Here is an 18,145-nt window from a genome sequence, read left to right on the forward strand (position 1 = left end):
AAAAATAATTTCTGGCTTATGATCTTAAAAGTACTTTTCAAGGTGTTTATAATTCCGACCGGGCAGTATTAACAAAGTTCACAAAGTTTCAGAAATCAGGTATTTGATGCTGAATATTTGCGCATAAACAGTGCCGCAGAAGAATTAACCTACTAGTATAGATAGGTGTCGATTCAATAAATATCAAGTTATTCGCCAAAAATCAGTAGACTAAATGTAAAAACATATTTCTTTTTCTAACTCGTGCTAACATTGCGCCGTTTTAATCTTTATCGAAGAGAAGTTCAGTAGTGTCGAAATTAACGCCCCTGCAGCATTATAAGCAAGACCTTAAACGAGATGATTTTAATCATGATCCAGCACAAGAGCAGGCTGTAAAGGCGCTACAAAAAGTCTATGATGACTTGCTTGAAGCGCAGCAAAGCGCTTTGGGCTGGCAGAAGGTATTGAATTGGTTCGGACATTCATCACAAGAGAAAGTTAAAGGCTTATACTTATGGGGAGGAGTCGGACGAGGTAAAACCTATTTAATGGACACCTTTTTTGATGCGCTTCCTTTCGAGCAAAAATTACGAGCTCACTTCCATCGTTTCATGCATCAAGTTCATCATGACTTGAAAGCATTGACCGGTACGCAAGATCCGCTAAAAGTCATTGCTGAGAACATGTCGAAACAGTATAAAATCATTTGTTTTGACGAATTTTTCGTTTCAGACATTACTGATGCTATGTTGCTGGGAACACTTTTCCAAGAGTTATTTCAACGTGGCGTAGTACTGGTTGCGACGTCAAATATTATTCCAGACGACTTATATAAGAATGGTCTACAACGAGCACGATTCTTACCTGCAATCGCTGAGCTGAATGCTAATTGCTCAGTCTTAAATGTTGATTCTGGTATTGATTATCGCTTACGGACATTGAAACAAGCAGAAATTTATCATTACCCGTTAGATGAGCAAGCCGAAACTAATCTTACTGACTACTTTGCAAAACTGGCGTCGGAGTCAGAGGTCGATACCAGTAAGATTGAAGTAGAGGGAAGAAGCATTGAAATTCGCCAACACTCGCAAGGGGTGCTCATGGCCGATTTTATTGCACTTTGTGATGGTCCTAGAAGTCAGACTGATTATATGGAATTAGCTCGTCTCTATCATACAGTAATGATCAGTGGTGTTAAGCAAATGGGCTCTCAACAAACGGGTGACGATATCGCTCGTCGTTTTCTCGCTTTGGTTGATGAATTTTATGAACGCCATGTGAAATTAATCATTTCTGCAGAAGTCGCTCTTGAGGATATTTACACAGACGGTCAGCTCAATTTTGAGTTTAAACGATGCCGTTCACGTTTAATTGAAATGCAATCCCACGACTATTTAGCATTAGAGCACCTACCGTAGCTTTAATTAAAATGACGTTCATTCAGAGGCAAAGTTGTCAGGGCTGACATCATTATCTTTGAATGACCACCCAATCAGTCAATATTTTTGTCAGTGATACATTATCAACGGCAATAGCACGATGAGCTTCTATCGAAGTAACAACAGAATTGCTCATTAGCCCATCTTTGTCGTCCTGACGATTTGCAATGTTCGATTTCGTTTCCCATCTTATTGCCGTTTACACTGTTTATTGACTCAACGGAAACGAAGTCCAGATAAAAAACGGCTCATTGTCAGTTACGATTCAGCTTTTTATTAGTTAAAGCTGATAAGTTATTTTTTTAAGGTATTGTTTCTGAGGGTTTATGCGAATAACAGAGTTTGATAAGGGCTTGTTATTGGCTTTGTGTGCTTATACCTTTTGGGGCTTAGGTCCCATTTTTTATACTTTGGGAGGGCAGACGACTGCGACCGACTTAGTTTTTTTTCGTAGTCTATGGCTACTGTTTTTCTTATCACTTTTTTCTCTAAATTTTTTTAAACAACTAAAAAAAGTATTGGATAAGCCAACCATTATATTGATGCTGTTCTGTACTGCTATTTTACTCGTAATCGACTGGACTGTATTTATTTGGGCTGTGAACCATCAGAGAACGTTAGAAGTGAGTTTAGGGTATTTTATGATGCCTTTAATGACGTCGTTACTCGGTGTTGTTTTTTATAAAGAAACACTATCTCGATATCAATGGGTTGCGATTTTTTTTGCTCTTGTGGGCGTCACGATTCAAGCCAGTGTGTTTGGATACTTACCGATGTTTGCATTAATTACGGCTGTGGTTTCAAGTTTATATCCCATATTGAGAAAAGCGATAAAAATTAATGTCAGGCTCGGACTTTTGATTGAATCAATATTACTGCTCCCTATGCTGCTGATGTATGCAGGATGGCAGTTATATTCAGGTCATTGGCAAACATTTAATTACTCTTTCACTACACAGATGAGCTTTATAATATTAGGCATTCTAACCGCAATACCTCTAATTTGTTTTACTGGTGCAATAGTCAAAATACCTGTCACTGTGCTTGGGTTTCTTCAATATCTGTCTCCTTCTTTAATGTTTTGTTGTGGATTGTTTTGGCAACATGAAGCGATAACTTGGGATAAGGCGATAGCGTTTGCTTTCATTTGGTTAGCGTTAATATTGTTTTCAAGCGAGCTTAAGCTTAACAGGCAAGGGAATTTAGCTTAGTGGATTTTTATCCATGAGATGAACGCTGACGTAGCCCTTATTTGTATATCTAATCAAGTCTTTAGTGTTTTGACCAAATGGAAATTTGATGATGTACTCTTCCATGAAAGACGCTCATAGGAGTTGGAAAATACAAACTACATGGAAACTCCTTTAGTGGTTAAACAAAAAGCCGCATTGAGTATGCTGAGCTACGAAAAAATAGATGATTTTTAACTCATCTTCTAGTACAATCTTGCGCCTGCCCACGTTAAACCGTTTTAATTAGCGGATTATTAAGCCATTTCGTTTGCTCGAAGGGGCAACATCGAAGGCACTTTTTACATTACTAGCATCGGCTAATAATGTGTGAAACAACATATAACATTGGGTTTTTGTAAATGAAGACTTTTACTGCTACACCAGAAACTGTAACTCGTGACTGGTATGTTGTAGACGCTGAAGGTAAAACTTTAGGTCGTATTGCAACTGAAATCGCTGCTCGTTTACGCGGAAAGCATAAGCCAGAATACACTCCTCATGTTGATACTGGTGATTACATCATCGTGATCAATGCTGAGAAAGTTACTGTTACTGGTAACAAAGCAAAAGGCAAGACGTACTACTCGCATTCAGGCTTCCCAGGTGGCATCAAGCAAATTAGCTTTGAAAAGCTACAAGCTCATAAGCCAGAAATGATCATCGAGAAAGCAGTTAAGGGTATGTTACCTAAAGGTCCTTTGGGCCGCGCTATGTACCGTAAACTTAAAGTTTACACAGGCGCAGAACATAACCACGCTGCACAACAACCTCAAGTTCTTGATATCTAAACGGGATTAAGCTAATGGCTGCAACTCAGTACTACGGCACTGGCCGTCGCAAAACTTCAACTGCTCGCGTATTTGCAAAAGTAGGCAGTGGTAACATCACAGTAAATAATCGTTCTTTGGACGTTTATTTCGGTCGTGAAACTGCTCGCATGGTAGTTCGTCAACCTCTAGAATTGGTTGAGATGCTAGAAAAGTTAGACCTAAACATCACTGTTAAAGGTGGTGGTACTACTGGTCAAGCTGGTGCGATCCGTCACGGTATTACTCGTGCTCTAATGCAACTTGACGAAACTCTTCGTCCTACTCTACGTGCTGCTGGTTTCGTTACCCGTGATGCTCGTAAAGTTGAACGTAAGAAAGTTGGTTTCCGTAAAGCACGTCGTAAGAGACAATTCTCTAAGCGTTAAGTTTTACGCTCGGAACCTTTGTCAAAAAACCCAGCTTTTGCTGGGTTTTTTATTGGCAGTCAAACTAACTGGGAACGCCCTTTAGGGTTATGGGTTTCCTTGCCCTGATTTTAGCGTGAGCACATAATCATCAATTGTTGATTGCGCATCGGCATCTCGCTTATCTGCAAGGGTAAATGTTACCTTTTTGCTTGCTCCAGCCTTAAGCACCCCTTCATCATCTAAAAATACTCTTAAATATGGCTTCTCTGTATCTTCAGTCATTCCGCTGGCATTAACTAAAGTGACACCATCAGGCAAACCATCAATAATGATCAGAAGATGAGTATCAATAAAGTAATCACTGGAATTTTTAATCTTTATTTCATCCCTTTGTTCACCGTCAGTTTTTATACGTTGATATAAGCTGGTTTCTACTTTATCGGTTACGTCTAAAAACTCCATCCCCGCATCACGGCGGGTCAGTGGGTCATTGTTGTTTTGTGCCATGCCACTAATTACAAAGCCATCGGCTACTCCAGCATTGGTAAGAAACGGACGATGCACAGAATAAGTGACATCTCTTTCATTTAACTGGAAGGTATCAGTGGTAGAGTTTGGATCAAAATTCACAAATGCATCATCGTATAATCCATCTTCTAAGTAAGCGACAAGATCGTTTATTTCAGTTTCAGATAAACCTAAGCCTCTTTCGCTACCTTCTCCCCTAGGGTGGGTAAAACGTGTGCTCAGAGTTGGTGAGTTGCCAGTAATGCTATCTTGAGGCTGACCAGCGTTAAAATACTCGACTACGCCTTTTATTGATTTAAATTCACCATTATGGAAAAACACTCGGCTGCCTTTTAATTGACGTAGTGTCGTGGTGCGGAATTTATGGGCATCTTCTTCCCTACCAGTCACTTCCATTCGTCCTTCATCTCGATAGTTTGGATCGTTTCTCACATGGCGATTCAAAGCTTGAAGAGGGTGATCGGACAAACCTAAATTAAAGAAGTTTTCTTCAACAAACTCGCCAACACCAGCAATATCGGGGTCATTAATTTGCTTGTTTAGTGCTGGACCTGAGTGACAGCTGACACACCCAGCACCATCATCTTTTGCTTTAGTGAAGAACAGCTTCGCACCACGAAGCTGAGCAGGTGTTAACGCCTCATCATCTCCAGCTAAAAAATGATCCCAAGGCGTGTTACGAGTGATCACTGTTCTGATAAAGGTTGCTGTCGCTCTAAGTACTGTTTGATCGTTAATAAGCAGGTTAAGATCGTCGAGTTCTTCCGCTGCTCTTGCTTCTTGAGGGAATGCTCGGCGGAATAGCTCAACATAGCCCGGAATTTGCTGAAGCACCGCTGATTGGTCTTCAAGCATTCGGTGAGCATCTAGCAGCAACAAGGTAATATTTTCTTGTGCAGGATCCCCAAAAGGATTAATGGCTATTGGGTTATTCATGGGCTCACCAGCAAATCCACCGCCTAATAATCTGTTGTTAAATGCTGAACCGACCACACTGGGAGCATTTCTTCCAACACTATCTACCGCATCAAAACGACCTGAATGAATCAGTGCTCCTGGTTCATCAACGAACTGTGGTATTGATGGAAGCCCAACTGCATTTTCATAAACATCAGTGAGCGTTGGAACACGGTCAACTTTAAGATCACCTTCGAATAAGGGGTCGGAACGAAGAGCGTCAAGAATATCCATTCTAGCTCGACGGCGAGGATGGAATTTACCTTCTGCATCGGTATAGCCTTTTCCTTCACCACCAAGGTTGAAGTTAATTTGAGTGCCCGCTTTAGAACCAACTTCACCAAAATGGCAACTACCACAAGAACCTGTTTGCGCTAATTCAGGCATACCACCAAACTCTGGACGAATCCGTACGGTTCTAACAGAGTCATGGAAAAGTTGTTTACCTAGATAACGTTTCTCTTCAGTGGTTTTAATGTAATAATCTTTGTCATCATCAACTGGCGGTAATGGAATGGCTGTATTTGTCGCTGGTATTTTTAAGTGTTCTAAACTTCCTACTTGCTGAGCGATAAACTCTCTGATTTCTTTTGCGGTTAGCTCTTTTGCAGGCTCAATAATTTCTGGTTCAACTTTTTTACTTTTAGAATCACTACCACAACCTACAATCAGCCCTGAAATCATAATAGAAGTAATTAAAAATCGTGTTCTTACTAACATCAACTTGCTCTCCATCGCAATAAAGTAGAAACTCACACAGATATAAGCATAGTCTTAATTAGGTTTTTTGACGAAAAAGGTGTGTAAATGAAACGAGTAACAGGGATTGGTGGCGTATTTATTAAATCAGAAGATCCACAACGATTAAGAGATTGGTACAAGCAGCATCTCGGTTTGGATATTCAAGATTGGGGCGGTGTTTCTTTTCAATGGCACAATGAAAACCAATCAAACGAAAATGGTGCAACGGTTTGGAGTGTATTTGATAAATCGTCGAAGTATTTTAACCCGAGTGAATCAGGTTTTATGATCAATTATCGGGTTGATGATTTGAAAGCGTTGCTCAGCGTACTAAAGAAAGAAGGTTGTCAGGTTATGGATGAGATTGAAGAGTCTGAGTTTGGCAAGTTTGGTTGGGTTATGGATCCTGACGATAATAAAGTCGAATTGTGGGAACCACCACAAGGGAAAATTACATAAGGTAACGTTAACAATGACATTTGCATTGATTATGTTAGCGGTGGGCCTGGTATTAATTCTTGAGGGACTCGGCCCATTATTCGCTCCAACGGTCTGGAAGAAGGTATTGGCCTCAATTTCAGAACAATCACCTCAGTCACTTCAACGGCTTGGTGGGTGCCTTGTAACTGCTGGAGTTGTTTTGTTGATCATTTTTTCTTAAAAATGCTTGCCACTTAACCCCTAAGATCTGTTAAAATCCTTTTTTAACCTCTACCTACGAATGAAAATGGGCAAAAACGTTGTAGTTCTCGGCACTCAATGGGGTGACGAGGGAAAAGGTAAGATTGTCGACCTTCTGACAGAACAGGCAAAATACGTAGTTCGTTATCAAGGCGGTCACAATGCTGGTCACACCCTAGTGATCGATGGCGAGAAAACCGTTCTTCATCTTATTCCATCTGGTATTCTTCGTGATAATGTGAAATGCATTATTGGTAATGGTGTTGTTTTAGCACCCGATGCCCTAATGAAAGAAATCAACATGCTCAAAGAGCGTGGTATTCCAGTTGAAGAGCGTTTATTGATCTCTGAAGCTTGTCCTTTGATTCTACCTATCCACTGTGCACTTGATTTAGCTCGTGAACATGCTCGTGGTAACAATGCCATTGGTACGACAGGTCGTGGTATTGGCCCTGCGTATGAAGATAAAGTGTCTCGCCGTGGTCTTCGTGTTGGCGATTTATTCAATAAAGAATTATTCGCTAAGAAGCTAAAAGACGTGATGGATTATCACAACTTTATGCTTACGGAATACTACAAAGCTGAAGCCGTAGATTACGATAAAACCCTAGCAGATGCGTTAGCACTTGCTGATTATCTGCAATCTATGTGTGTTGATGTTACTGAGTTACTTGATACGGCTCGCAAAGCTGGTGAGCCAATCTTATTTGAAGGTGCTCAAGGTACACTGCTTGATATCGATCACGGTACCTATCCATTTGTAACGTCGTCGAACACCACTGCGGGTGGCGTAGCAACAGGTAGTGGCTTTGGTCCACGTCACTTAGATTACGTTCTTGGTATCATCAAAGCTTATACTACACGTGTAGGTGCAGGTCCGTTTCCGACTGAATTGCAAAACGGAATTGGTGATTACTTAGGTGAAAAAGGTCACGAGTTTGGTGCAACGACGGGTCGTAAGCGCCGTCCAGGTTGGTTAGATGCAGTCGCAATGAAACGCGCTGTACAGATCAACTCAATTACTGGTTTCTGCTTAACTAAGCTTGATGTATTAGATGGCTTAGATGAAGTGAAAATTTGTGTTGGCTACCAAATGCCAGACGGTACTGTAATGAAGCAAACACCACTTGCGGCCGAAGGTTATGAAGAAGTCACACCTGTACTTGAAACCATGCCTGGTTGGAAAGAGAGCACAGAAGGTGCTACTACGGTTGAGCAGCTTCCACAAGCAGCAATCAATTACATCAAACGCATTGAAGAGTTGCTGGAAACGCCTGTTGATATTATTTCTACTGGTCCAGATCGTAACGAAACTATGATTCTAGTTAATCCATTTAACTAACGCTTGTTCTTACTGACAAAAAAAGGCGCTCATTGAGGCGCCTTTTTTGTTATTTTTTCGTTGGTAAAGTTAGCTTCTATTTTGATCCCAGAAGGTGAGTAAAAGAATATTTGCGTGACATTGTTATTGTCGTGATACTTTATTGAACTGGGAATATCGTGTTCTTCTAAGTGGTCATAGAATTTATCGACGTTTGATGATCTAAATGCTATGTGATCAATGACACCGGTATTTGTTGGGATTGGATTACTGGATGAAAGAACCGATAAATGTATGACAATGTTATCTTGGGAGTCACTTAGCCAAAACCCCTTACTCTTTTGATTTACTCGAGTGCTATCTTTTAAGCTTAAAATTTCGCAGAAAAAATCCTTTTCTTTAATCAATTTTGTTTCAGGTACTCTGAGGTTGATATGGTCAAACTGAAACATAATGCACCTTGTAATTTACTAAAAATCTAATGTACTTGTAATCAATTCGAATGTGGATTAATTTTACTTAATGCTAGGTTGTTGCTGTCAATTTGCTAACAATCGCATTCATTTGCTCAAGATTTGAGTTATACTGCCGATAATGACTGTAATTCTGCTGTCATCGAGAAAGACTATGCTGCATACACTGACCTCATTATTTATTATCATTGCAACCAGTTTGTTTTTTAGCTCATCTGTCAAAGCAGAGTTGCAAGCCATTGATATCTATTCGGTGAAGCAGTTGTCAGAACTCATTAAAAAGAATGAGTATTTACAGCAAGTCAAGCGAGATGATTGTCAGTTAGTACAAGATATTGAAGCGAAAGCCGAAGTGTTAAAGGAGCCCTTGTACCAATTTTTATGGGGCGAAATGCTTAATACTGGCACTTGTATCAAAGCAGATAAAAAGCGCGGTATGACATTAGTTCTTGACAGTGCTAATCAAGGCAGTAACGGAGCCATGTACCGTTTGGCTCGCTATTATGACGAAGGTGATCTCGTCATCGAAAATAAGGATAGAGCAATTCAATACGCTCTACCCGCAGCAGCAGGTGAGTATGTACCTGCACAAATGATGTTAGTACGTTTATTTATTGAAGGTCATGGTAGTCCATTTGATTATGAAATGAGTTATCGACTGCTTTATCACAATACTTTTGATGATAACGTTACTAAAAATAAAGCAGAAAAATTATTGCGACAATTGGCGAAAAAAATGCCACAAAGTGTCGTAGAACGAGCTCAAAGAGGAAAATATTAAATTTGCAATACTCGGAGCTTGAAATGAAAAAATTGGAAATTGAATGTCAAAAGATCCGCATTTAGCGCGTGAACAAAGTAAGTATGAAAACCCCATCCCAAGTCGTGAGTACATTTTAGAGTACCTGACATCTCAAACCGCTCCGCAATCTAAAGAAAAAATTGCCAAAGCATTGAACATCTTCGATGAAGAACAACTCGAAGCGTTGCGTCGACGTTTAAGAGCAATGGAGCGCGATGGACAATTAGTTTTCACCCGAGGTAAAAGCTACGGCTTGCCAGAACGTATGGACTTATTGTCTGGTACCGTTCTTGGCCACAAAGATGGCTTTGGCTGGTTTAAACCTGACGAAGGTGGTGACGACCTTTATATTAATGCCCGTGATATGCAAATGTATTTTCATGGCGATAAAGTGTTGGCACAACAAGCGGGCGATCAAGGTCGTAGCAAACGTGATGCACGCATTGTCAGGTTGATAGGCGAGAGAACTGCACCATTAGTTGGCCGCTACTTTTTAGATGCCGGTATGGGGTTCGTCGTTGCTGATGACAAGCGCATTACTCAAGAGATACTGATCCCAGCAGAATCCAGAAATGGTGCTCGTCATGGTGACGTGGTTGTTATCGAGTTAACAAGACGTCCGAGTCGTTATATCAAGGCGACAGCAAAAGTTACAGAAGTACTCGGTGAACAAATGGCGCCAGGTATGGAAATTGAAATCGCATTGCGTAACTACGATCTGCCACATACGTGGTCGTCGGTTATTGAGAAAAAATTGCGCAGAATGCCAGACGAAGTGACTGAAAGTGAATTGGCTGATCGCGTTGATTTACGCCATTTACCGTTGGTTACTATCGATGGTGAAGATGCGCGAGATTTTGATGATGCTGTTTATTGCGAAACGAAAAAGAGTGGCGGCTGGCGCCTATGGGTGGCGATTGCCGACGTAAGCCATTATGTACGTACCGATTCAGCAATTGATAAAGAAGCGCAAGCTCGTGGTACTTCGGTGTACTTCCCATCACAAGTTATCCCAATGCTGCCAGAAAAACTGTCCAATGGCTTATGTTCACTTAAGCCTAAAGTCGATCGTCTATGTATGGTTGCAGAAATGACGATTTCAGCCAATGGCAAATTGTCTGGCTATAAGTTTTATCCAGCAGTCATGCATTCGCATGCTCGATTCACTTATACACAAGTGGCTGCCATGCTTGAAGGTGAGCAAGGGTTGCCAGAACATCAAGATTTACTGCCGCAGTTGAAAAACTTGCAGAACCTCTATTTAACGCTTGAAGAGAAACGGGCAGAGCGTGGTGCTATTGCTTTTGAGACCGTCGAAACCCAGTTTATTTTTAATGAGCAACGTAAAATCGAGCGCATAGAACCTAGGCATCGAAATCAAGCGCATAAAATCATTGAAGAATGCATGATTTTGGCAAATGTCTCGGCGGCTAAGTTTGTTGAAAAACATCAAGGTGAAGTACTTTATCGAGTTCACGAAGCACCATCTGAGCAAAAGCTAACGAATTTTAAAACGTTTTTAGCTGAGCGAGGACTTACGTTATCAGGTGGCTTACAACCAGAGCCGGCTGACTATCAAAATTTGATGTTAGAGATTGCCGATAGACCTGATGCGCAACTGATACAAGTGATGTTATTGCGTTCAATGCGACAAGCGGTTTACAGCCCAGATAATAATGGCCACTTTGGGTTAGCACTTGAGCAATATGCGCATTTTACGTCACCAATTCGTCGTTATCCTGATCTTATTTTGCACCGTGTTATCCGTCATTTATTGGCGAAGGAAAAAGGACAGAATAAAGAAAAATGGACACCTGATGGTGGTTACAATTATCTGCTAGAAGAATTAGATGTGCTCGCTGAAACGTGTTCAGAGTATGAACGTCGTGCTGATGAAGCGACTCGTGATGTGAGTGATTGGCTTAAATGTGAATACATGCAAGATCATGTTGGCGATGTATTTGAAGGTGTGATTGCCTCAGTCACGCATTTCGGCATGTTTGTACGTCTTAATGACTTATTCATTGATGGGTTAGTGCATGTATCTTCCTTAGCCAGTGACTACTTTCAGTTTGATCAAGAAAGGCAGCGATTGATTGGTGAAAATACCAAGTTCATTTATCAAGTGGGCGATCCTGTCACCATTCAAGTGGCCAGTGTAAATCTTGATGACCGACAAATCGATTTAGTGTTGGATGGCGACAACCAACAGAAGCGTCGTTCCTCTCGTCGTAAAAAGCCAATGACGGCAAGAGAACGAGTGAATATTGAAGGGGCGAAGCATGGTAAGAAAGAACATGCTTCGAGAAGCGGTGAGAAAAAGGGAAATACTGAGAGTAAGCGGCGATCGTCGAAGAAACCAGCGTCAGGAAAATCTAAACCTAAAAAAGATCTAGATACCAAGAAACCCAAAAAATCAGGCGCAAAGAAGAAATCTCGTAAACGTTGATCCACCTCTGATCAAATTAAGGCCAACATTAAGGATTTCTTTTTGTTGGCTTTAATATTTAAGTTTAAACAATAATTCATTTAAGTATTCACTAGGTTCAGAGTATTTTGTATTTAATGCATAACTCTCTGGGTAGATACCGATGGCAACATTTTCTGCTGACCTTCCAGCTCATGATGTTAATAGTTTCCGTGGAAACGATGAGCAACCTAAATTAGATGATAAGCCAACAATTAACGCTTCAGGTGAGACATTTTCAACAGCGACTGTAGAATCAAGTAAAGGTACTCCTGATGCAGTTTTTTTTGAAGATAAGCAAAACTCAGGCAAAAAAGCACGGAGTAGAGCAAATCAAATGAAGTTAACACTCAGCTTTTCAAAATCAACTTCTTTAAATGATGCAGGCCAAAAAGAGAGTGCACCAGCTAACTCATCAACTACACAAAAAGTTACACCCTCCACGCCGTCTGCGCAAAAAACAAGAGTTTTTCCCGAAGCATTCCTGTCATCATTAAAACCGTATCGGATTAATGATGAAAACTCTGATTATGTTAGCGGTTTCAAGTTTTGTATGACTGGGAACGATGATCATATATTGGCGAGTAGAGCTACATTGGTCAAAACCATTAAAGGAGCGCACGAAGCAGAAGAGCGCCCATTGTTTGATGCTAACTCAATAACAGTGAAGCAAAAAGAAGGGGAAAGTACTTCAGTTTGCGCTGTAGCAATGTCGTATCCTCACTCTCATGACATTAACGGGCAATATCATTTTTGGGACATGATAGCAGAGAAAAAAATTCAGTTTATCTATGACTTAACTTCGGCAGAAAAACCGAGCCAGTTCCAATATTACAAAAATACTGATGAAAAGGGGAAATTGAGTGTAAGAGCATCTGAACTGGATAATTCAAGACAAAGTTTAACGGTTAAAGTTGATGAAAAGACAGAGTTTAGAGTTCATCGTTTTCATTACAAAAATTGGCCGGATGGGGGAGCCGTCAGCGTCTCTGAGTTTAGAGGTTTGGTCAATGAAATGCAGGGTCATATCGATGATGGCATTTTGGTGCACTGCTTAGAAGGAAGGGGGCGAACTATGTGTTGTTTGGCTGGTATAAAGCTTAAAGAAGGAATTGAAAATGGCACAATTGATAAGACCAATTACCAAGAAGCCGTCGCAAAAATAATCAATCAAGCTCGGGCTGAAAGAGGTACCCAAGTACTGACTTCAGAGGGGCAAAAATGGCTGCTACTGGATGCGGCTGAAGCGTGGTTAAACGAAATAGCAAAATAGCGCATGTAATTTTCCAGAATAAAACACTTTTATGCTAAAGTGCGCCCTATCTGCACTTATACTATATTTAGCCAATGAAAAAACACGATGTAATGTATGGCATTCATGCCTTAGAATCTCTTCTTAAACAATCTCCAGAACGCGTATTAGAACTTTGGTTATTGCAAGGTCGCGATGATGAACGTTTAGCAAAAATCATTGAACTGGCTAACACCTATGGTATCAGCATTCAACGCAGCTCTAGAAAAGTGTTAGATGAAAAAGCACAAAGCCATCAACATCAAGGTGTGGTTGCTCGAGTTAAGCTAGCCAAGGCACTAACGGAAAAAGATTTAGATGCTTTATTAGAAAAAATACCTCAACCATTTTTATTGATTCTAGATGGTGTAACAGACCCTCACAATCTTGGCGCTTGTTTACGCAACGCTGATGCAGCAGGCGTGCAGGGCGTTATTGTACCCAAAGACAATGCTGTTGCTGTGACGTCAACAGTAAGCAAAGTGGCTTGTGGTGCGGCTGAAACGGTTCCTGTATTTCAAGTTACTAATCTTGCTCGTACGATGCGTCATATTCAACAATTGGGTGTATGGATAGTTGGTACAGCAGGTGAAGCGGACAGTGATGTATATCAAGCTGACTTAAAAGGCTCATTAGCTGTGGCGATGGGAGCTGAAGGCAAGGGGTTACGCCGTTTAACTCGTGAAGCGTGTGATAGTCTTATTTCGATTCCGATGGCTGGAGCCGTTTCAAGTTTGAACGTCTCTGTTGCGACAGGCGTGTGTTTGTTTGAGGCAGTACGCCAGCGCTTATAAACCCATGATACCTGAAGATGCTCGATTTCAGCGAGAATGCACAACTTGCTAATCAAGGCGACGGTGTGCGGCAATAGTGAACTATTGTTAGCACTGGCAACGAAGAGTAACAAGCTGTGCAACTCGCACTGCGTGGACTTCTCAGCGCCAATTCTTCTTTGTTACATTAGCGAAAGAATCCCGATATTCCTTCGCTAATGCGCCTCAAAGAATTGGCGCTGAAAAAGTCCTGAAACATGCATCTTCAAGTATCATGGGTATAAACCTTTTTTGTACATAAGGTTGGGCTATAAATTATGAACAAAAATTAATAAAGTCATTATTAGAATTGAAATACACTCTTTCTTTTAATTTTGAATCTAATAATGGCACATTGTTCACCTTCTAATGGCGAGAATATTACTCCAGCACCAGTTTTTAAGTATTGTGATGACAATGGAGATATTACTAGTGAAGAGCAGTCTAATTGGCTGTATGTTAGCCCTAAGATGTATCAGGCATGCTCAGTTGACTTTACTGGACCAACAGCCAGTAGACTCACTCGTACTTATAGGCGAGTAGTCTCTTTTTTAAAAGGTACAGAAACTGGCTTAAATGCAGAGCAGGAATCTCATCAACAGCGAGCACTTCATCCCGCCTCAGCAAATAACAATCCACAGAAGGAATATCAAGTCAGGCAGTTAAGCCACGAAAGAGAAGTGCGAGATGAGCAAAGCACTCAAACATACCCTGAACAACCAATCCCACAATTAGAGTCTCGCCCTACATTTATTCTGAAGCAGCCCTCTGATTTTAAGTTAACTGAAAGTGAACTTGCAAACAGTAGTTCAAGGTATACAAATATCCGTGTTTCAGCAGAGTACTTGAAAAAAAATCCATTGATGACAATTCAGAATACTAAGTTTTCTGGAGAATCTTTTTATAGGGGAAATGCTGTGCGTATGAATAATGAAATAGGAGAGAGCTGGGTCGAAGAACCGACGATAGGTTTGTATCACGGTAACACAATACACGTTGCAGAATTTAATTTAGCCATTGCTTGTCAGTACCCTCTAGTTAGAATTCCTGTGTTAACCAGTAAACCGGACAATATAGAACGCTTTCTGCAAATGCTTATGGAATATAACATTGAGATTGTCGTTAACTTAACTTCAAAGAAAGACAATGAAATCGAGTATTTTCGAAACAATGAGCAGCACTGCCATAATGTTACACCTTTTGATTTTAGATTGTTTATGACTGAAAAATTAAGTGAAAGCGAAGGTGTTTCAAAAATGCTCATCACTTCTACAAATTGGAATAAAGTCTATTTGTCTAAAAAGGTTGTCGACTATCTTCATTTTCAGCATTGGAAAGATTTTGGTGATGCGGAACTGTGTGACTTTGTGAGGCTTATTGATAAGGTTAGATGCTACTCTAGGGTTGTTGTTCACTGTAGAGCTGGAAAAGGAAGAACGATGACTTTGTTTGCAGGAGTGCAACTCAGAGCCGAAATACTAAAAGGAAAAGTCAGTGAGGTAAATTTAGAGCAAAGCATTGATTCAATTATTCTTAATATGAGAGAACAAAGACAAACTGGAGCCATAAATCATGCTGTTCAGAGGACTATGTTGGTCAGTATTGGACGATATTATTTGTACTTAAGAGGCATAGGGCAACTTAACCCCTAAGATTTGATGGTGTCACAAGCTCATTGGGTTAGACAAATTATTATTTCAAACTTGAAACACTGCATGCGCTAGACGTTTTCCTAATCAGCACATCCAGATATGCTGATTAGTGTGCAAACATTAACCAGCTTTGCAAAGCAAGTGGGGAATTACTGAAAGGTATAAAGCAGATTAAACGTAGTGACGGTATCGGTCTTTTCAGTCCCTGCAGGAACAACTTCTGTATACCTCACATTCACCCCTAACTTGAACGCCCAATCTTTAAAAACCAAGTTTTTATAACTGGCATCTAAAGTAAGCGTATTATTATCTTCGCCGTTTTCAGCCGTTAAGCTGGCATCTACACTGGAATACTCTTGAAGTTTATAAGTAAACTTTGCTGCAGAACGTAAGATAATATCGGAGTTACTAGAAGGGGTTGGTTCAGTTTCCGTTTCAATCGGCAGATTATAGCGGAAACCGGGACTGAATTCTAAGCTCAGTTTGGCCTTACCATCATCCAAAGCATCAAAGCCATAACCTGACGAAACGGTACTTAGCTTGGTATAACTACCAAATCTATCCCAAGTAAAGTCTCCTTGAGCAAAGAGGTACCCCGTCGAAAGCTTGTAGTTCGATTGTAATTGCAGTTCATACTTCTCACTGGTCGTTCTTTCTTTATCTGATGAAAAGAAGCCTTTGACGGTCATCTCTTGTGTTGCTTCGTCAGTGTCGTAAACAATCTTAGTTCGGCCATTGAAACTAGTACTACTTGTATTGCCGGTATTGAGTTGAAATCCAGCCTCAACCTCTGCTTTAAAGTTATTTTCTGGATCTTTGTAATAACTGGGCACAAGCGCCCAACAAGTGGAAGTGACTAAAGTAGTGCACAAGGCGAAAAAACGGACAGACTTGAGTGGCATGATTACAACTAAATATCATAATATCGAGTGGGTAGGCATATCATAAACTGAAAACCGATTTTGTGACCAGTCCCCTTTCTATGGTCACACCAATAACTTGCTAATTGTTACTATTTTCTGTACTATTCGCGGCCTGATTCAGCCTTTTTAATTAATTCCTTGCCTCAACGTTGGTTTGGCTGATCCCAAAACGAGGCTAGATAACCGTAAGGAATGATAAATGCGTCATTACGAAATCGTATTTATGGTTCACCCTGATCAGAGTGAACAAGTCCCAGGTATGATCGAGCGTTACACTGGCCTAATTACTGAAGCTGCTGGTACCGTTCATCGCCTAGAAGACTGGGGCCGTCGTCAACTAGCTTACCCAGTTCTTGAACTGCATAAAGCTCACTACGTTCTTTTGAATGTTGAAGCATCTGCAGAAGCTATCGAAGAATTAGAAACAGCTTTCCGTTTCAACGACGCTGTTCTACGTAGCATGGTTATGCGTACTAAAAACGCAGTAACTGAAGCTTCTCCAATGGCAAAAGCAAAAGATGAGCGTGATGCTCGTCGTGCTCCTTCAGCTGACAAACCTGCTGAAGCGCCAAAAGAAGAAGCAAAAGCTGAAGAAACAGCTGCTGCTGAGTAATTTTATCTGTGACTGATAATCACATTCGCTTGTTTGGTACCGTTAAACGTACTAAAAGCATGAAAAGCCCAGCGGGCATTCCTCATTGGATAGCCACGCTAGAGCATAAATCACAGCGCTATGAGGCTGAGCTTCTTAGAAATGTGTATTTGCAAATTCAAGTGATTATGAGTGGCGCTCAATTTGCGCCAATTGCAGAAAAGTTAGAAGCCGGTATGGAGATGAGCGTTGAGGGTTTTATTGCTATGCAAACCTCTCGCAGTGGCCAGAATAAAATGGTCCTTCATGCCGAACAAGTCGATTTGAAAATTTAGGAGACTGTCAAAATGGCACGTTATTTCCGTCGTCGCAAGTTCTGCCGTTTCACCGCTGATGGTGTTGCAGAAATTGATTACAAAGATATTGCTACGTTAAAGAACTACATCACTGAAAGCGGCAAGATTGTTCCTAGCCGTATCACTGGTACTAGCGCTAAATATCAACGCCAACTAGCTCGCGCTATCAAGCGTGCTCGTTACCTTTCTCTACTGCCATACACTGACTTACATCAGTAATTGCAACGAATTGAGAGGATTAAATAATGTTTGTTATTCTGCTTGATAAGATCGCTAACCTAGGTAACTTAGGTGACAAGGTTTCTGTAAAGTCTGGTTATGCTCGTAACTTCCTTTTACCACAAGGTAAAGCGGTTGTTGCTAACGAAGAAAACGAAAAATTCTTCCAAGAGCGTCGTCAAGAACTTGAAGCTAAGCTTGCTGGTGAATTAGCGGGTGCAACTGCACGTGCTGAAAAATTTGCTGCACTAGAAGCTGTTGAAATCGCTTCTAAAGCTGGTGAAGAAGGTAAACTATTCGGCTCTATCGGTACTCGCGACATCGCTGATGCAGTAACTGCTTCTGGTGTTGAGTTAGCGAAAGCTGAAGTTCGCCTACCAAACGGTGCACTACGCCACACTGGTGAGTTCGACGTTGAAGTTCAACTTCACACAGAAGTTAAAGCAACAGTTAAAATTTCTGTTGTAGCTGAAGCTTAATTAAACTTAAGCCTCCGCAGA

19 protein-coding genes are annotated in these 18,145 nt (G+C 40.8%); 16 read left to right on the forward strand and 3 right to left on the reverse strand.

From position 1 onward, the window contains the following. Positions 1 to 290: 290 nt before the first annotated feature. The 4 genes from zapE to rpsI all read left to right on the forward strand — a co-directional run bounded on the left by zapE (position 291) and on the right by rpsI (position 3,848). The gene (zapE, locus tag JQC92_RS03800; protein ID WP_204998404.1) at positions 291 to 1,400 is read left to right on the forward strand and encodes a cell division protein ZapE; all 1,110 of its coding nucleotides are present in this window, start codon (positions 291 to 293) and stop codon (positions 1,398 to 1,400) included. A gap of 347 nt (positions 1,401 to 1,747) precedes the next feature. After that, positions 1,748 to 2,632, forward strand: coding sequence for an EamA family transporter RarD (rarD, locus tag JQC92_RS03805; RefSeq protein WP_204998405.1), 885 nt, complete (start codon positions 1,748 to 1,750; stop codon positions 2,630 to 2,632). Between the two features lie 380 nt (positions 2,633 to 3,012). Further along, on the forward strand, positions 3,013 to 3,441 hold the full coding sequence (rplM, locus tag JQC92_RS03815) for a 50S ribosomal protein L13 (RefSeq protein WP_129946062.1): 429 nt from the start codon (positions 3,013 to 3,015) through the stop codon (positions 3,439 to 3,441). Between the two features lie 14 nt (positions 3,442 to 3,455). Further along, positions 3,456 to 3,848, forward strand: a complete 393-nt coding sequence (rpsI, locus tag JQC92_RS03820; RefSeq protein ID WP_129946061.1) for a 30S ribosomal protein S9 — start codon at positions 3,456 to 3,458, stop codon at positions 3,846 to 3,848. A gap of 87 nt (positions 3,849 to 3,935) precedes the next feature. Here rpsI and JQC92_RS03825 read toward each other — a convergent pair whose 3' ends face one another. Next, complete coding sequence (locus JQC92_RS03825) at positions 3,936 to 6,035, reverse strand: cytochrome-c peroxidase (protein ID WP_204998407.1); 2,100 nt, start codon at positions 6,033 to 6,035, stop codon at positions 3,936 to 3,938. 87 nt (positions 6,036 to 6,122) lie between these two features. Here JQC92_RS03825 and JQC92_RS03830 point away from each other — a divergent pair, with 87 nt between their 5' ends. The 3 genes from JQC92_RS03830 (at position 6,123) to JQC92_RS03840 (ending at position 8,079) form a co-directional block, all read left to right on the forward strand. Next, complete coding sequence (locus JQC92_RS03830) at positions 6,123 to 6,515, forward strand: VOC family protein (RefSeq protein ID WP_204998408.1); 393 nt, start codon at positions 6,123 to 6,125, stop codon at positions 6,513 to 6,515. 31 nt (positions 6,516 to 6,546) lie between these two features. Continuing rightward, positions 6,547 to 6,717 (forward strand): DUF2065 domain-containing protein, encoded by a 171-nt coding sequence (locus tag JQC92_RS03835; protein WP_420851289.1) that lies wholly within the window; start codon positions 6,547 to 6,549, stop codon positions 6,715 to 6,717. Between the two features lie 66 nt (positions 6,718 to 6,783). Then, positions 6,784 to 8,079 carry an adenylosuccinate synthase gene (locus JQC92_RS03840; protein ID WP_204998409.1) on the forward strand — a complete coding sequence of 432 codons (1,296 nt, stop codon included), beginning with the start codon at positions 6,784 to 6,786 and terminating at the stop codon, positions 8,077 to 8,079. A 29-nt stretch (positions 8,080 to 8,108) separates the two neighbouring features. Here the strand turns inward: JQC92_RS03840 and JQC92_RS03845 are convergent, their stop codons facing one another. Then, positions 8,109 to 8,510: a VOC family protein gene (locus tag JQC92_RS03845; protein ID WP_204998410.1), complete on the reverse strand. Its 402-nt coding sequence runs from the start codon at positions 8,508 to 8,510 to the stop codon at positions 8,109 to 8,111. 175 nt (positions 8,511 to 8,685) lie between these two features. On the opposite strand from JQC92_RS03845, the gene JQC92_RS03850 reads away from it, so the two are divergent. The 5 genes from JQC92_RS03850 to JQC92_RS03870 all read left to right on the forward strand — a co-directional run bounded on the left by JQC92_RS03850 (position 8,686) and on the right by JQC92_RS03870 (position 15,555). Continuing rightward, positions 8,686 to 9,312 carry a tetratricopeptide repeat protein gene (locus tag JQC92_RS03850; protein WP_239480333.1) on the forward strand — a complete coding sequence of 209 codons (627 nt, stop codon included), beginning with the start codon at positions 8,686 to 8,688 and terminating at the stop codon, positions 9,310 to 9,312. Between the two features lie 43 nt (positions 9,313 to 9,355). Continuing rightward, entirely contained in the window at positions 9,356 to 11,782 is a 2,427-nt protein-coding gene (gene rnr, locus JQC92_RS03855) for a ribonuclease R (RefSeq protein ID WP_204998411.1), read from the forward strand. A 142-nt stretch (positions 11,783 to 11,924) separates the two neighbouring features. Next, positions 11,925 to 13,073 (forward strand): protein-tyrosine phosphatase family protein, encoded by a 1,149-nt coding sequence (locus JQC92_RS03860; protein ID WP_204998412.1) that lies wholly within the window; start codon positions 11,925 to 11,927, stop codon positions 13,071 to 13,073. 74 nt (positions 13,074 to 13,147) lie between these two features. Beyond that, positions 13,148 to 13,885, forward strand: a complete 738-nt coding sequence (gene rlmB / locus JQC92_RS03865; protein WP_204998413.1) for a 23S rRNA (guanosine(2251)-2'-O)-methyltransferase RlmB — start codon at positions 13,148 to 13,150, stop codon at positions 13,883 to 13,885. Between the two features lie 365 nt (positions 13,886 to 14,250). Then, entirely contained in the window at positions 14,251 to 15,555 is a 1,305-nt protein-coding gene (locus JQC92_RS03870; RefSeq protein ID WP_204998414.1) for a protein-tyrosine phosphatase family protein, read from the forward strand. Between the two features lie 149 nt (positions 15,556 to 15,704). Here JQC92_RS03870 and JQC92_RS03875 read toward each other — a convergent pair whose 3' ends face one another. Continuing rightward, on the reverse strand, positions 15,705 to 16,457 hold the full coding sequence (locus JQC92_RS03875) for a DUF481 domain-containing protein (RefSeq protein WP_204998415.1): 753 nt from the start codon (positions 16,455 to 16,457) through the stop codon (positions 15,705 to 15,707). A gap of 220 nt (positions 16,458 to 16,677) precedes the next feature. Here JQC92_RS03875 and rpsF point away from each other — a divergent pair, with 220 nt between their 5' ends. The 4 genes from rpsF to rplI are packed head-to-tail and all read left to right on the forward strand — an operon-like array spanning position 16,678 to position 18,124. Continuing rightward, positions 16,678 to 17,091, forward strand: coding sequence for a 30S ribosomal protein S6 (gene rpsF, locus JQC92_RS03880; protein ID WP_129945801.1), 414 nt, complete (start codon positions 16,678 to 16,680; stop codon positions 17,089 to 17,091). Between the two features lie 8 nt (positions 17,092 to 17,099). Beyond that, positions 17,100 to 17,405 carry a primosomal replication protein N gene (gene priB / locus JQC92_RS03885; protein ID WP_129945799.1) on the forward strand — a complete coding sequence of 102 codons (306 nt, stop codon included), beginning with the start codon at positions 17,100 to 17,102 and terminating at the stop codon, positions 17,403 to 17,405. A gap of 12 nt (positions 17,406 to 17,417) precedes the next feature. Beyond that, complete coding sequence (rpsR, locus tag JQC92_RS03890; RefSeq protein WP_129945797.1) at positions 17,418 to 17,645, forward strand: 30S ribosomal protein S18; 228 nt, start codon at positions 17,418 to 17,420, stop codon at positions 17,643 to 17,645. Between the two features lie 26 nt (positions 17,646 to 17,671). Then, entirely contained in the window at positions 17,672 to 18,124 is a 453-nt protein-coding gene (gene rplI / locus JQC92_RS03895; protein ID WP_129945795.1) for a 50S ribosomal protein L9, read from the forward strand. Positions 18,125 to 18,145: the final 21 nt, after the last annotated feature.

It is taken from the genome of Parashewanella hymeniacidonis, assembly GCF_016900895.1.
In the GTDB taxonomy this organism is placed as follows: Bacteria; Pseudomonadota; Gammaproteobacteria; order Enterobacterales; family Shewanellaceae; genus Parashewanella; species Parashewanella hymeniacidonis.

What these genes read in the sequence shown, in the direction of transcription:
- rpsF (WP_129945801.1), top strand. Translation starts at nt 16,678, where the DNA reads ATGCGTCATTACGAAATCGTATTTATGGTTCACCCTGATCAGAGTGAA.
- rnr (WP_204998411.1), top strand. Translation starts at nt 9,356, where the DNA reads ATGTCAAAAGATCCGCATTTAGCGCGTGAACAAAGTAAGTATGAAAAC.
- JQC92_RS03840 (WP_204998409.1), top strand. Translation starts at nt 6,784, where the DNA reads ATGGGCAAAAACGTTGTAGTTCTCGGCACTCAATGGGGTGACGAGGGA.
- JQC92_RS03860 (WP_204998412.1), top strand. Translation starts at nt 11,925, where the DNA reads ATGGCAACATTTTCTGCTGACCTTCCAGCTCATGATGTTAATAGTTTC.
- rpsR (WP_129945797.1), top strand. Translation starts at nt 17,418, where the DNA reads ATGGCACGTTATTTCCGTCGTCGCAAGTTCTGCCGTTTCACCGCTGAT.
- JQC92_RS03850 (WP_239480333.1), top strand. Translation starts at nt 8,686, where the DNA reads ATGCTGCATACACTGACCTCATTATTTATTATCATTGCAACCAGTTTG.
- rlmB (WP_204998413.1), top strand. Translation starts at nt 13,148, where the DNA reads ATGAAAAAACACGATGTAATGTATGGCATTCATGCCTTAGAATCTCTT.
- rpsI (WP_129946061.1), top strand. Translation starts at nt 3,456, where the DNA reads ATGGCTGCAACTCAGTACTACGGCACTGGCCGTCGCAAAACTTCAACT.
- rarD (WP_204998405.1), top strand. Translation starts at nt 1,748, where the DNA reads ATGCGAATAACAGAGTTTGATAAGGGCTTGTTATTGGCTTTGTGTGCT.
- JQC92_RS03875 (WP_204998415.1), bottom strand. Translation starts at nt 16,457, where the DNA reads ATGCCACTCAAGTCTGTCCGTTTTTTCGCCTTGTGCACTACTTTAGTC.
- JQC92_RS03825 (WP_204998407.1), bottom strand. Translation starts at nt 6,035, where the DNA reads ATGTTAGTAAGAACACGATTTTTAATTACTTCTATTATGATTTCAGGG.
- rplM (WP_129946062.1), top strand. Translation starts at nt 3,013, where the DNA reads ATGAAGACTTTTACTGCTACACCAGAAACTGTAACTCGTGACTGGTAT.
- JQC92_RS03835 (WP_420851289.1), top strand. Translation starts at nt 6,547, where the DNA reads ATGTTAGCGGTGGGCCTGGTATTAATTCTTGAGGGACTCGGCCCATTA.
- rplI (WP_129945795.1), top strand. Translation starts at nt 17,672, where the DNA reads ATGTTTGTTATTCTGCTTGATAAGATCGCTAACCTAGGTAACTTAGGT.
- JQC92_RS03845 (WP_204998410.1), bottom strand. Translation starts at nt 8,510, where the DNA reads ATGTTTCAGTTTGACCATATCAACCTCAGAGTACCTGAAACAAAATTG.
- JQC92_RS03830 (WP_204998408.1), top strand. Translation starts at nt 6,123, where the DNA reads ATGAAACGAGTAACAGGGATTGGTGGCGTATTTATTAAATCAGAAGAT.
- JQC92_RS03870 (WP_204998414.1), top strand. Translation starts at nt 14,251, where the DNA reads ATGGCACATTGTTCACCTTCTAATGGCGAGAATATTACTCCAGCACCA.